The organism is Bradyrhizobium sp. HKCCYLRH2060, from assembly GCF_051168135.1.
GTDB lineage: Bacteria > Pseudomonadota > Alphaproteobacteria > Rhizobiales > Xanthobacteraceae > Bradyrhizobium.
Genome location: NZ_JBNPUK010000007.1, coordinates 50,240 through 63,564 on the forward strand (window position 1 = coordinate 50,240; position 13,325 = coordinate 63,564).

Annotated in this window: 12 protein-coding genes; 11 read left to right on the forward strand and 1 reads right to left on the reverse strand. The window is 66.2% G+C overall.

What is annotated here, in order from left to right; genetic code table 11:
- The first annotated feature begins 162 nt into the window (after positions 1 to 162).
- From ACQR10_RS15900 to ACQR10_RS15930, 7 genes are all read left to right on the forward strand, one after another.
- The gene (locus tag ACQR10_RS15900; RefSeq protein WP_434887604.1) at positions 163 to 1,383 is read left to right on the forward strand and encodes an amino acid ABC transporter substrate-binding protein; all 1,221 of its coding nucleotides are present in this window, start codon (positions 163 to 165) and stop codon (positions 1,381 to 1,383) included.
- A 75-nt stretch (positions 1,384 to 1,458) separates the two neighbouring features.
- Positions 1,459 to 2,334: a branched-chain amino acid ABC transporter permease gene (locus ACQR10_RS15905; protein WP_434912000.1), complete on the forward strand. Its 876-nt coding sequence runs from the start codon at positions 1,459 to 1,461 to the stop codon at positions 2,332 to 2,334.
- Positions 2,331 to 3,998: a branched-chain amino acid ABC transporter ATP-binding protein/permease gene (locus ACQR10_RS15910; protein ID WP_434912001.1), complete on the forward strand. Its 1,668-nt coding sequence runs from the start codon at positions 2,331 to 2,333 to the stop codon at positions 3,996 to 3,998. The genes ACQR10_RS15905 and ACQR10_RS15910 overlap by 4 nt, the downstream gene beginning before the upstream one ends.
- Positions 3,991 to 4,749 (forward strand): ABC transporter ATP-binding protein, encoded by a 759-nt coding sequence (locus tag ACQR10_RS15915; RefSeq protein WP_316216154.1) that lies wholly within the window; start codon positions 3,991 to 3,993, stop codon positions 4,747 to 4,749. The genes ACQR10_RS15910 and ACQR10_RS15915 overlap by 8 nt, the downstream gene beginning before the upstream one ends.
- The gene (locus ACQR10_RS15920; protein WP_315802934.1) at positions 4,746 to 6,197 is read left to right on the forward strand and encodes an aldehyde dehydrogenase; all 1,452 of its coding nucleotides are present in this window, start codon (positions 4,746 to 4,748) and stop codon (positions 6,195 to 6,197) included. The genes ACQR10_RS15915 and ACQR10_RS15920 overlap by 4 nt, the downstream gene beginning before the upstream one ends.
- Before the next feature lie 346 nt (positions 6,198 to 6,543).
- A complete protein-coding gene (locus ACQR10_RS15925; protein WP_316216401.1) occupies positions 6,544 to 7,674 on the forward strand; it encodes a PepSY-associated TM helix domain-containing protein in 1,131 nt (376 codons plus the stop codon).
- Entirely contained in the window at positions 7,671 to 7,940 is a 270-nt protein-coding gene (locus tag ACQR10_RS15930; protein WP_316216155.1) for a hypothetical protein, read from the forward strand. The genes ACQR10_RS15925 and ACQR10_RS15930 overlap by 4 nt, the downstream gene beginning before the upstream one ends.
- Before the next feature lie 67 nt (positions 7,941 to 8,007).
- On the opposite strand, the gene ACQR10_RS15935 is transcribed toward ACQR10_RS15930, so the two are convergent.
- Entirely contained in the window at positions 8,008 to 8,352 is a 345-nt protein-coding gene (locus ACQR10_RS15935) for a hypothetical protein (RefSeq protein WP_316180539.1), read from the reverse strand.
- A 252-nt stretch (positions 8,353 to 8,604) separates the two neighbouring features.
- On the opposite strand from ACQR10_RS15935, the gene ACQR10_RS15940 reads away from it, so the two are divergent.
- The 4 genes from ACQR10_RS15940 to ACQR10_RS15955 all read left to right on the forward strand — a co-directional run bounded on the left by ACQR10_RS15940 (position 8,605) and on the right by ACQR10_RS15955 (position 13,283).
- The gene (locus tag ACQR10_RS15940) at positions 8,605 to 10,899 is read left to right on the forward strand and encodes a TonB-dependent receptor (RefSeq protein WP_316216156.1); all 2,295 of its coding nucleotides are present in this window, start codon (positions 8,605 to 8,607) and stop codon (positions 10,897 to 10,899) included.
- A 355-nt stretch (positions 10,900 to 11,254) separates the two neighbouring features.
- A complete protein-coding gene (locus ACQR10_RS15945) occupies positions 11,255 to 11,485 on the forward strand; it encodes an MbtH family protein (RefSeq protein WP_315802938.1) in 231 nt (76 codons plus the stop codon).
- 20 nt (positions 11,486 to 11,505) lie between these two features.
- Positions 11,506 to 12,234: a thioesterase II family protein gene (locus ACQR10_RS15950; RefSeq protein WP_316216157.1), complete on the forward strand. Its 729-nt coding sequence runs from the start codon at positions 11,506 to 11,508 to the stop codon at positions 12,232 to 12,234.
- A gap of 122 nt (positions 12,235 to 12,356) precedes the next feature.
- Entirely contained in the window at positions 12,357 to 13,283 is a 927-nt protein-coding gene (locus ACQR10_RS15955) for a TauD/TfdA family dioxygenase (RefSeq protein ID WP_316216158.1), read from the forward strand.
- The last annotated feature ends 42 nt before the right edge of the window (positions 13,284 to 13,325 follow it).

The following is a 13,325-nucleotide window of genomic DNA, read 5'->3' on the forward strand; positions in this document are numbered from 1 at the left end:
TCTTTTGCCGGAACTGTCCATTGCGCCACCCAAGCCTGCGGTGTTTCCCTCGTCAAGTCCCGACGACCGCAAACAAAAAACCGCGGACGACGCCGGGGCAGAGGAACGTCACCGATTCACCCGCGCGGTCCGCGCGCGTGAACATGGGAGGAGGACAAGGACATGACTTCGACCAACCGTCGTCAGGTGCTGCGGATCGCGGGAGCGGCGGCGATCGCAGCCGGCTTTGCCGTATCGGCCGCGCAGGCCCAGACACAGGACAAGATCCGCATCGGCTACGCGATCTCGAAGACCGGCCCCTATGCCGGCGGCGCCGGCATCACCACGCTGCCGAACTATCAGCTCTGGGTGAAGGACGTGAACGCGGCCGGCGGCATCAAGCTCGGCGACAAGCGGCTGCCGGTCGAGATCGTCGAATATGACGACCGCAGCTCGTCGGAAGAGGCGGTGAAGGCGATCGAGCGCCTCGCCAACCAGGACAAGGTCGACTTCATCCTGCCGCCCTGGGGCACCGGTCTCAACCTTGCGGTCGGTCCGACCTTGAACCGGCTCGGCTATCCGCATCTCGCGGTGACGTCGGTGACCGACAAGGCGCCAGAGCTCGCCAAGCGCTGGGCCAATGCCACCTTCTGGCTCGGCACGTCGGCGCAGATCTCCAACGGGCTCGCCGAGCTGCTCGGCAAGCTGAAGAGCGAGGGCAAGATCGGCGGCAGCGTCGCGATGGTCAGCGTCGCCGATCAGTTCGGCATCGAGCTGGCCGCCGCCGGGCGCGAGGCCTTCAAGAAGGCCGGACTGACCGTCGCCTACGACAAGACCTATCCGATGGGCTCGCAGGATCTGCAGCCGCTGCTCAAGGATGCGATCGCGAGCAAAGCCGATGCCTTCGTCGCCTTCAGCTATCCGCCGGATACGATCGGGCTGACCGAGCAGGCGCAACTGCTCAAGTACAATCCGAAGGTCTTCTATGTCGGCGTCGGCACGGCGTTCCCGCTGTTCAAGGGCAAGTTCGGCGCGGGCAGCGACGGCGTGATGGGCATCGGCGGCTGGAATGCCGACGCGCCCGCGCTCAAGGACTATCTCGCCCGCCACAAGGCGGCGACCGGGCAGGAGCCGGATCGCTGGGCGAGCCCGATCACCTATGCCAGCCTGCAGGTGCTGCAGCAGGCGATCGAGAAGGTCGGCAAGGTCGACCGTACCGCGGTCGCCAAGGAGATCCGCGAGGGCTCTTTCGACACCATCATCGGCAAGGTGAAGCTGAAGGACGGCCTGCTGCAGGAGGTCTGGAGCGTCGGCCAGTGGCAGAACGGCGAGTTCTACGCCCTGGCGCCGGCCTCGCTGCCCGGCGCACGCGCCGCGGTCGTGCCGAAGCCCGAGTGGAAATAGCCGGAACGAGGTCGTGAGCTTGCGGACGCGCGTCAATGCGCGCGTCCGCGGGCCTCGCGCAAGAGGCACCATCCCATGCTGCTGTTCGACATCCTGTTGCCCGGTCTGGTGCTGGGGGGCATGTATGCCCTGATCGCGCTCGGCCTGACGCTGCAATATGGCGTGGCGCGCATCATGAACCTGTCCTATGGCGAGTCGCTGGTCGCGGCCGCGTTCGGCACGCTGTCGCTCTATTCCGGCCTGCAACTGAGTCCGCTGCTGGCGCTGCTGCTGGCGATGCCCGCCGCGGGACTGCTGAACTGGCTGCTCTACAGGCTGTTGCTGCAGCGCCTGATCCGCCGCGGCAAGGACGCCGGTGCCCAGGAGGTCGACAGCATCCTCGTCACCTTCGGCGTGCTGTTCGTGATCCAGGGCATCATGCTGGTCGCTTTTGGCGGGCAGTATTACAGCTACAGCTATCTCTCCATTCCCGTGACGGTGCTCGGCTCGACGCTCGCGGTGAACCGGCTGGTCGCGCTCGGTTTCGCCGCGCTGATCGGCACCGGCGTCTATCTCGCGCTGACGCGGACGAGGATCGGTACGGCCGTGCGTGCCGTCGCGGTCGATGCCAATGCCGCGCGGCTCGTCGGCATCGATGTCGATTGGCTCGCAGGACTGGCGTTTGCGTTCGGTGGTGGACTGGTCGCCGCCGGCGGGGTGCTCGTCAGCATGTTCCTCACCTTCAACGCCTCGATGGGCGTCGTCTTCACGATGAAGGCGCTGGTGGTCGCGATCATGGGGGGCGTCGGCAATGTCATGGGCGCGCTGGCCGCAGGGCTGCTGCTCGGCGTCGTCGAGACCGCGGTGGCGCGGCTGGTCGATCCCGGGCTGACCTTGGCCGCGACGTTCGCGATGTTCCTCGCCGTGCTGCTGATCCGGCCGACCGGACTGTTCGGAAAGGCGGCGTCGTGATCAGCCCTGGCAAGATTCTCGCCTGGTGCATCGGGCTCGTCGGCGTTGCCGCAGCGGTCACGCTGCCGCTCTATGCCAACGGCTACTATCTCGCGCTCGGCATCAGCATTCTCTATTTCACCGTGCTGGCAACCGCCTGGGCCATGTTTTCCGGACCGACCCGCTACGTCTCGCTGGCGACGGCTGCGTTCTTCGGCATCGGCGCCTATACGGCGGCGGCGACGGGCGAGACGCTGAGCTGGCCGCTGCAACTGATGACCGCTGCGGGTGTCGGCGCCGTCGTCGCGGCCATCACCGGCCTGTCGACGCTGCGGCTGTCCGGCATCTACTTCATCATCTTCTCGTTCGGCCTGGCCGAGCTGATCCGCCAGCTCGTGATCTGGTACGAGGTCAACATCCACAAATCGGTCGGCCGCTATTTGTTCAGCGACATCACCCAGGAGATGCTGTACTGGCAGCTCTGCGCGCTGACGGCGCTGGTCTTCCTCACGGGCTTTCTGCTGACGCGCTCGCGCTATGGCCTCGCGCTGCGCGCGATCGGCGCCGACGAGACCGCCGCGCGCCATTCCGGCATCGATGCGACGGCGGTGAAGCTCGGGGTCTTCATCCTCAGCGCGATGTTCATGTCGGTGACCGGCGCGATCATGGCGCCGCGCTGGACCTATATCGATCCGGCGATCGCCTTCAACCCGATGATCTCATTCCAGGTCGTGATCATGGCGCTGCTCGGCGGCGCCGGCTCGCTGATCGGCCCGGTGCTCGGCGTCATCCCGCTGGTGCTGCTGTTCGAGGTGCTGACAGCCGCGCTGCCGAACCATTTCAGCATCGTGCTCGGCCTCATCTTCATCGGCATCGTGATGGCGCTGCCGAAGGGCGTGATCGGGGTGGTCGATCGGGTCTGGCGGCGCGAGCCCAAGGTCGCCGGCGCCAAGCCGGAGCAGGGCGGAACGCTGCTCATCGCCGAGACCGTCGGCAAATCCTTCGGCGGCCTGCGCGCCGTCGACAAGGTCAGTCTCGACGTCCGCGCCGGCGAGATCCTCGGCGTCATCGGTCCCAACGGCTCCGGCAAGACGACGCTGCTCAACATGCTCTCCGGCGCGCTGGTGCCGTCGGACGGCACCATCCGCTTCGACGGCACCGTCATCAACGGCATGGCCGCCCACCGGATCGCGCGGCTCGGGCTTGCCCGCACCTTCCAGTTGGTGCGGGTGATGCCGGACCTGACGGTTGCCGAGAATGTCGCGGCGGCGGCGTTGTTCCGCACGCGCCAGACCGGTGCGGCCGCGGAATCGATCCATGAGCTGCTCGCCCTGGTCGGCCTCGATGGCATGGCGGAGATGCTGGCGGGCGATCTCACTTACATCGACCAGAAGCGGCTGGAGCTCGCCCGCGCGCTGGCGTTGCATCCGCGTGTTGTGCTGCTCGACGAATGGCTGGCCGGGCTCAATCCGACCGAGCTCGAGACCGGCATCGGGCTGATCGCCTCCCTGCGCGACCGCGGCATCACCATCGTGATGGTCGAGCATGTGATGGATGCGATCCGCGCGCTGTGCGACCGCTGCGTCGTGATGAGCGCCGGCAACGTGATCGCGCGCGGCACGCCGGGCGAGGTGCTCGCCGATGCCGCCGTGATCACAGCCTATCTCGGAGAGCCCGATGCTTGAGATCGCGCGGCTGTCGCACGCCTACGGCAAGCACCAGGCGCTCACCGACGTCGCGCTCGAGGTCGCGCGCGGCGAGATCGTCGCCATCCTCGGCGCCAATGGCGCCGGCAAGTCGACCCTGCTGAAGGCGATCGCGGGACTGATCCGGCCGTCGCCCGGGGCCGTGATCCGGCTCGGCGGGACGGACATCGCCTCGCTCGCGCCGCATCTGATCGTCGAGCGCGGCATCGCGCTGGTGCCGGAAGGCCGCGGCGTCTTCGGCGATCTCACCGTCGCCGAGAACCTCCAGCTCGGCGCCTATCCGGCGCGCGCCCGCGACGGCGAGGCCGCGCGGCTCGCGCACGTGCTGCAACTGTTTCCGCGCCTTACCGAGCGCATGAGCCAGGCCGTGAGGACCATGAGCGGCGGCGAGCAGCAGATGGTCGCGATCGGCCGCGCGCTGATGTCGCGGCCCGAGCTGCTGCTGCTCGACGAGCCGTCGCTCGGACTGTCGCCGCTCTTGAGCCGCGAGGTGTTCCGGGCGCTCAAGACGATCCGCGGCGACGGCGTCGGCATCCTGATGGTCGAGCAGAACGCGCGCGCCAGCCTGGACATCGCCGACCGCGTCTACCTGATCGAGCAGGGGCGCAATGCCGGCGAAGGCGCGGCGTCCGAGATGAAGAACAATCCCGACATCCAGCGCGCCTATCTCGGCCAGTCGCGCGCGCCGAAATCTCCAGCAACCTCCAGCGAATCCGGGAGTCTTCCATGAACGCGATCAATCTGCTGATTGGCGGCAAGGATCAGTCCGCCGCCAATCAGCGCACCTTCCAGCGCCTCAATCCGATCAGCGGCGAGATCGCAACCATCGTCGCGGCGGCGTCGATCGACGACGCGCTGCGCGCCGCCGATGCCGCCGCGGCGGCGTTTCCGGCGTGGTCCCGGCTCGGCCCTGGCGAACGCCGCAAGCGGCTAAATGCGGCAGCCGATGCGCTGGCGCGCAATGCACCGGAGTTCGTCGCGCTGATGATGGCCGAGACCGGCGCCACCGCGGGCTGGGCCGGCTTCAACGTGCATCTCGCCGAGGGCATGCTGCGCGAGGCCGCGGCGATGACGACGCAGATCGCGGGCGAGGTGATTCCGACCGACGTGCCCGACAACATCGCGCTGGCGCATCGTCAGCCGGTCGGCGTCGTGCTCGGCATCGCGCCGTGGAATGCGCCGGTCATCCTCGGTGTCCGCTCGGTGGCGATGCCGCTCGCCTGCGGCAACACCGTGGTGCTGAAGGCCTCGGAGATGAGCCCGGGCGTGCATCGGCTGATCGGCGCGTGCCTGGCCGAAGGTGGTCTCGGCGACGGCGTCGTCAACGTCGTGACCAACGCGCCCGAGGATGCGCAGGCCGTGGTCGAGGCGCTGATCGCCCATCCCGCGATCCGCCGCGTCAACTTCACCGGCTCGACCCGCGTCGGCCGTCTCATCGCCATGGCCTGTGCCAGGCAATTGAAGCGCGCGCTGCTCGAGCTCGGCGGCAAGGCGCCGCTGGTCATTCTCGACGACGCCGATCTCGACGCCGCGGTGAATGCCGCCGCGTTCGGCGCCTTCATGAACCAGGGCCAGATCTGCATGTCGACCGAGCGCATCGTGGTCGACGACAAGGTGGCGGATGCATTCGTCGCGAAGTTCGCCGCCAAGGCCAACAGCCTGCCTTACGGAGATCCGCGCAAGGGCGACGTGGTGCTGGGCTCGCTGGTCAGCGCCGCCGCCTGCGACCGTGTCGGCGGCCTGATCGAGGACGCGGTGGCCAAGGGCGCGGTGCTGGCGGCCGGCGGCCGCGGCAGCGGCACGATCATGCCCGCGACCATCGTCGATCACGTCACGCCGGCGATGCGCATCTATGGCGAGGAGAGTTTTGGTCCCGTCGTCACCGTCGTGCGCGTCAGCGGCGTCGACGAGGCCGTGCGCGTCGCCAACGACACCGAATATGGCCTGTCGTCGGCGGTGTTCGGCCGCGACATCGCTCGCGCGATCGCTGTCGCCAAGCGGATCGAATCCGGCATCTGCCACGTCAACGCGCCGACGGTGCATGACGAGCCGCAGATGCCGTTCGGCGGCGTCAAGGCCTCCGGCTATGGCCGCTTCGGCGGCAAGGCCGCGATCGACGAGTTCACCGAGCTGCGCTGGATCACGGTGCAGACCGGCGAGCGGCACTACCCATTCTGAGGCGGGAACTCATCTGTGGCCCGGCTCTGGCGCATCGTTGGATGCAGCCGGAGCCGGTTGCATTCCGCGCGGCCATGCGCGGAAACGATTCGAACTGTGTCCGAGACATCGGCAGCAGCGACGTCGGCGCGCGACGTCGCGGCGGTGAGACGCGCCCCCGCTGGGCATCGATGGTGCGAGGTACGATCGAAATTCACGTTGCGGCTCCGCTGGTTGCGGCAGACAGGCGCGCTACTTTAAAGAAATTCCAACGGCTTTAGATCGATTCAGTTTGCTGCGGCCCTTCTCTTGCCGGACGTTCGGCTCAACACGTGCAACGTCGATGACGAAGGGTGGGTTCGAGCGCATGCGGCTGTGGGTTCAGGTTCATACGTGGACGTCGCTGATCAGCATGATCTTCCTGCTGATGCTGTGCCTGACCGGGCTTCCGCTGATCTTCCATGAGGAAATCGATCATCTGTTCGAGGACGAGATCGCCGCGCCGGCGATGCCGGCCGACACGCCGCTGCTGCCGCTCGACCGCCTGATCGCGGCGGCCAAGCAGCAGTTGCCGCAGCAGCATGCGCTGTTCGTGAGCCTGAAGCAGGCGGAGCCGCTGATCGTGGTCGCGATGTCGCCGACCGCCATTCCGGTGCCCGGGCAGTTTCATCGGCTCACCGTTGATGCGCGCACCGGCGTCGTGCTCGGCGAGGAGGCGCCGCATCAGGACGTCATGGACGTGATCCTGCGCATCCACCGCGACATGTTCACCGGCCTGCCGGGCGAGCTCTTTCTCGGACTGATGGGACTGGTGTTCGCGGCGTCCATCGTCTCGGGCGTCGTGGTCTACTGGCCCTTCATGCGGCGCCTGCAGTTCGGCACGGTGCGGGATCGCTCGGCGCGGCTGAAATGGCTCGACCTGCACAATCTGCTCGGCATCGTCACGGTGAGCTGGGCGCTCGCGGTCGGTCTGACCGGCACCATCAACACGCTGGCGGTGCCGCTGTTCGACCTCTGGCGCGCAAAGACCATGCCGGCGCTGCTCGCGCCCTATCAGGGCAAGCCGCTGGCGGAAGCAAAGTCGATCGAGGCCGCCGTCGGCGCCGTCCGCACCGCATTCCCGGACCGGCTGGTGACGTCCATCACCCTGCCGACGACGACGCGGTTCGGCAGCCCGCAGCACCTGATGATCTGGACCAAGGGCCGCGCGCCGTTCACCGCGCGCATGTTCAAGCCGGTCCTGGTCGACGCCCAGGACAGCAGCAAGATGGTCGTGCCCGAGCTCGCCTGGTACCTCACCGCGTTGCAGGTATCGCGGCCGCTGCACTTCGGTGACTACGGCGGCTTGCCGCTGAAGATCATCTGGGCCGCTCTCGACGTGATCACGATCATCGTGCTGTGCAGTGGACTCTATCTGTGGGCCGCCAAGCGCTGGGGCTTCCGCAGGAAGGCGTCAGGTGTCGTGGCATCGGCCGCGCCGGCAGTGGTGTCGACATGAGCTCCTCCGCTGCCTCGGCGACGCCGTCCTCCCGCGTCGCGCAACTCTCGACCTGGCAGGTGTTTCGTGCGCCGCTGCTGATCGGCCTCGTCGCCGCAGCCGGGCTCGCCTTCGGACTGTTCGGCGACGGCCTGTGGGATGGCCTGTGCTGGCTCGGGCTGTCGATTCCGATCCTGTTGTCGCTCGCCTACGGCACGAGACGGAGCCGCGGCGCGAAGGCCGGAATGCAGGGCGCTCAGGCCGGAACGCAGGATGGGCCGCTCTGAGCGCTGACGTCCGCCGCCGGTCGGCGGAAGACGCCCCGCATCATTGACCTCGATCCGGGCCGCGGGACTACGCGCTCGGCCGGCCAACGATCCCACGCATCTCTTCTCTTACGCGTCTTCTCTCGCGCGCCGCGTCATCGCGATGGCCGCACGCTGCGTCGGCGGCGCGTGATCGGTCTCGCGCAGTGAGCGCCGCCGCGAGCGGCGTCTCTCCGCCCCGGAAACAAACAGATACAACGGTCACGATGCTCTCTCCGATCTGCGCGCGGCGCGGCGGAGATGCGGCGCATTTGAACGCAAAGATTGATTCAAAAGTGGCAATGTGATTAGTTATCATCGTACGATTGATCGAAATGATTTCGATGAGTTCGAGACGATTGGTGTCCTGAGTTGTATCAGCCGACACGATCACGTCGGCCTTCCGCGCGACATGCGCTTCTTTGGAAGGCTTCAAAGAAGCGGCGGGAAAAAAATCTCGTAGTAGCGGCAATCTGTTGAGCTGACCGATTCGGCGAGACTGTCGTTCGTTAGACGGGTTCTACGCCGCGCGACGCCATCCTCAAATACCTGTGTGTTAGGACCACCGACGAGCCGAGTTGGAACTTGGAATGATCGGGGTGTCAGGATGGTTTGTCGCATTTTGGATAAAGACGTTGGATTGACGATGTCGTTGGGACTTGTGAGCTCATTGGCGCTCACGCTGAATGTCGGAGGCGTTCAACCGGCCTTCGCGCAGACCAAGCTCCCCGACGTGACCGTCGACGCGCCGAAGCCGAAAGTCCGGCAGACCGCCTCGAGACCGCAGGCGACCGCGACGCGAACCGCTCAGCAGCGCCGCGTCGCGCCGCGCAACCTGCCGCCGACCGCCCCGGTGGCCTACGTGACGCCGTCGACGGGAACAGTCGGCGCGCCGCCGTCGCCCTATGCCGGCGGCCAGGTCGCCAGCGGCGGCGGCCTCGGACTCCTCGGCAATCGCGGCATCATGAACACGCCCTTCAACCAGACGAGCTTCACCTCGCAGCTCATCCAGAACCAGCAGGCCCGCACAATTCGCGACGTGCTGATCAATGATCCCTCGGTGCGGACGATCCAGGCGGCCGGCGGCGGCGCCGACAGCCTGTTCATCCGCGGCTTCTACTATGACAGCGGCGACTACGCCTTGAACGGCCTCGCCGGCATTGCGCCGTATTATTCGACGGGCGCCAATTTCATCGAGCGGGTCGAGCTGCTCAAGGGGCCGGCGGCTCTGCTCAACGGCATGACGGTCGGCGGCACCGGCGCCTCGAGCGGCGGTGCGGTCGGTGGCAGCGTCAATCTCATCACCAAGCACGCGCCCGACACCGACATCACGCAACTCACGGCGACCTTCGCGTCGCGATCGCAATTCGGCGAGGAGGTCGATGTCAGCCGCCGCTACGGCGAGCACAAGGAGTGGGGCGTCCGTCTCAACAGCAAGTATTCCAACGGCAATACGCCGTGGGACCGCCAGACCGACGAGTTCGGAAATGCTCACCTCGCGGTCGACTATCACGGCGAGAACGTACGCGTCGATGCCGATATCGGCTATCAGGCGGACAAGCTGAATCCGCCGCTTCGCTTCTTCACGGTCGGCCCGACCACGACCAGCATCGCGTCGCCGCCGCCGTCCGGCACCAACTTCCAGATGCCGTGGGCCTATTATGCGCCGACCGATTTCTTCTCGACGGTCAAGGGCGAGGTCGATCTCAGCGATCACATCACGGCCTACGCAGGGTTCGGCTATCACGACAGCAACATCAACTATCGCTATACGTCGCCGGTTCTCGGCAATAACGGCGTTCTCACCGGAACCCCGCTCACGGGGAGCGAGACCTATGAGACGTTGGCGGGCGAAGCCGGCCTTCGGCTGACCGCCGACACCGGGCCCGTCAACCACGCCATCAATGTCGGCTACTCCGTCACCGATCGCACCTATACCCAGCGTGTGGTCACGGGGACGCTGTCGGCGGCGACGCCTTGGAATCTCTATCGTGATCCCTCGAACATCGCGCTGCCGGGATTCTCGTCGACGCTGGCAGCCAATCAGATCGTCGGCGCGAATCTCTGGAGCGTCGGCGTCTCCGACACGATGTCCATTCTCGACAAGAGGATCCAGCTGACCGTCGGTGCGCGCCGCCAGACCGCGGGGACCGAGATAACGAATTTCGTCGCGCCGGGGTCGAGCAGGCCGTTCGCGGACACCTCGGTTTGGACGCCGGCCTATGCGCTCGTCGTCAAGCCGGTCCAGCAGGTCTCGCTCTACGCCAACTATATCGAGGGTTTGCAGACCCCGGCCGTCGTCACCGGCAACTTCAGCAATGTCGGCACGGTGTTTCCACCCGGGCAGACCAAGCAGGTGGAGACCGGAATCAAGGTCGATTTCGGCCGCATCACGACGACGCTCAGCGCCTTCGACATCTCGCGCCCGAGCATCATCAGCGTCGCAACGGCAGGGGTGGCATTGCCCGCCCAGGTGCTCAACGGCTTGCAGCGAAATACCGGAGCTGAGTTCAACGTGTTCGGCGAGATCACGCCGGAGCTGCGCCTGCTCGGAGGCGCGGCCTACACCCACGGCGTGCAGGAGAAGACGCAAGGCGGCACGACGGACGGCAAGCGCGCCATCGGTGTGCCCGAACTGACGGTCAATCTCGGCGCCGAATGGGACACGCCGTTCGCACGCGACCTGACCCTGACGGGCCGGGTCGTCTACACGGCCGCGCAATATGTCAACGCAACCAATACGCTCTCGTTGCCAGATTGGACGCGAGTGGACCTGGGCGCGCGCTACAAGTTCACCTCGCCGTGGAACGGCAAGCCGATCATCGTTCGCGCCAGCGTCGAGAACGTGTTCGACAAGACCTATTGGGCGTCCGCCTATAGTGGCGTGATCACGCTGGGCGCGCCGCGCACCTACCTCGTTTCCACGACGTTCAACTTCTGAAGCGTCGACGTACATGAGGGCGACCAGGCCGCCGCACGGCAGATGTGCGGCGGCTTGGTTAGTTGGAGCGACGCGTAGAGTTGCATGTCCAAGCGACGGAGAGCGTGCGGTCCGTGGCGCGCATGCCAAGACGGGCAAGCGAATGGAGCGTGATTCAACACCGAACTACACGGCAATTGCTGTAGAGCCGCCGGAATCGCCGACTTGAAGACGATGCATCCAGATGTTGAGTCGTCACCTGCGTGTCACCTTGGAGAGATTAAAAACTTCGATCGGCGGTATCCTTTTGACTGTCATTATCAACTGCATTACTCGTAGTTCATCAACGTCGCTTGTTAGTAGGGAGTAGCCGGTCATGATGGTCTTCGACAGGGACGACGTCACCTTCACCGTCGTCGTGAATCACGAAGAGCAATATTCGATCTGGCCGACATTCAAGGACATTCCGAACGGGTGGACGGCCATAGGCGTCACCGGGAACAAGAAGGAATGTCTGGACCATATCGAACAGGTGTGGACCGACATGCGGCCGCTCTCGCTGCGGAAATTCATGCAGGAGAACACGCAGGCCTCTGCCGAATCCTGAAGCGAGGGAGGATGGCTGCCATGCGGCTGATCTGTTTGCCCCATGCCGGCGGCAGCGCCATGGTCTACGCGCGCTGGAGGAGAGGTCTTCCGTCCTGGATCGAGGTCCTGCCGCTGGAGCTTCCAGGACGCGGGGCGCGGATGGACGAGCCGCTGCAGACGGATGCGGCCGTGCTGGCCGATCAGCTCGCGTCCGAACTGATCGGGGCGCCGTTGGCGCAGCCCTACGCTCTGTTCGGGCACAGTCTTGGCGGCTTGCTCGCCTTCGAGCTCGCGCACCGGCTGCTCGCGCGCGGTGCGCCGGGGCCGCAGATGTTGCTCGTGTCCGGAACGGAAGCGCCGGCCGTGCGCGACGGCAGCCGCTGGCGCGAGCCGCTCGGCGACGACGCGTTGCGCGACGAGCTTCTCAGGCTGAACGGCACACCGCCGGAGGCGTTCGAAAGCATGGAGATCATGCGCAGCGCGCTGCCGATCCTGCGGGCCGACTTCCTGATGTGCGGGACCTACGTCTATCAGCGGCGCCAGCCGTTGCCCTGTCCGCTGCACGTGTTCGGCGGCGATCTCGACGAGACGCGCGCCGAGGCGCTGGAGGCGTGGCGGGCCGAGACCTCCGGCGCGTTCGGCCGCGACACGTTGCCGGGCGACCATTTCTTCATCCATAGCCGGCAGGCGGAGCTGCTGAATCTCCTTGCCGCATTGCTGGCACGCGCGGCCCGGCCGGAGCTCGCCGTTGCTCGCGCGGGGCCTTGAGCGGCGTGCCGAAAGCGTGGCCCAGCCGGCGAGCCGGCTGGTGATGAGACTTTGATGCTGAAATCGACGGGAGACGGGGAGAGGTCATGTTCGCAACACAATCTAAAGTAGAGCAAGATTCGTTGCCGTTCCTTCTGCGGGCCAGCCGCGAGCAGCAGCCGCTGATAGAGGCCGTCAGCGACGTCCGCGACATGATCGAGCGTCAGCTCTACGCCTGCGGCGGAATTCTCTTCCGTGGCTTCCATCTCGATGGCGCCGAGGCGTTCAGGAGCTTTGCCGCGAGCTTCGGCCATCCGCTGCTGTCCTACGAATTCGGCTCGACGCCGCGATCGAAGGTCAGCGCCGGCGTCTACACATCGACCGAATATCCGCCGCACCAGAGCATCCCGCTGCACAACGAGCAGGCCTATACGCGCGACTGGCCGATGAAGATCTGGTTCTATTGCGAGCAGGCGGCGCAGCAGGGTGGCGAAACGCCGGTCGCCGACGGCCGGCTCATTCACCGCGACATGCCTGCCGCGATCCGCAACCGTTTCGCCGAGCGCGGCGTCATGTATGTCCGCAACTATGGCAGCGGTCTCGACGTCGACTGGCGGCAGGTGTTCGGCACGGAGTCGAAGGCCGAAGTCGAGGCCTATTGCGCCGCGCATGCCATCGCCTGCGAATGGAAGGATGGCGACGAATTGCGGACACGGCAGGTCTGCCAGGGGACCGCGGTGCACCCCGTGACCGGGGACATGGTGTGGTTCAATCAGGCGCATCTGTTCCACGTCTCCAGCCTCGCGCCCGAGGTTCGGGAGAGTCTTCTCGACATCGTCGGCGATCCGCTCGAGCTGCCGCGCAATGCGTTCTACGGCGATGGTGCGCCGATCGAGGATGAGACGCTGGCCACGGTCCGCCGCGTGCTCGACCGGCACAAGATCGTCTTCCCGTGGCAGACCGGCGACGTCGTCATGCTCGACAACATGCTGACTGCGCACGCGCGCGAGCCGTTCAAGGGGCCGCGCAGGGTGATCGTCGCGATGGCGCAGGCCCATCGCGTGAACTGAATCCGCGCAATCGACCACCAGCCGCGATCGGACCTTCGCAAG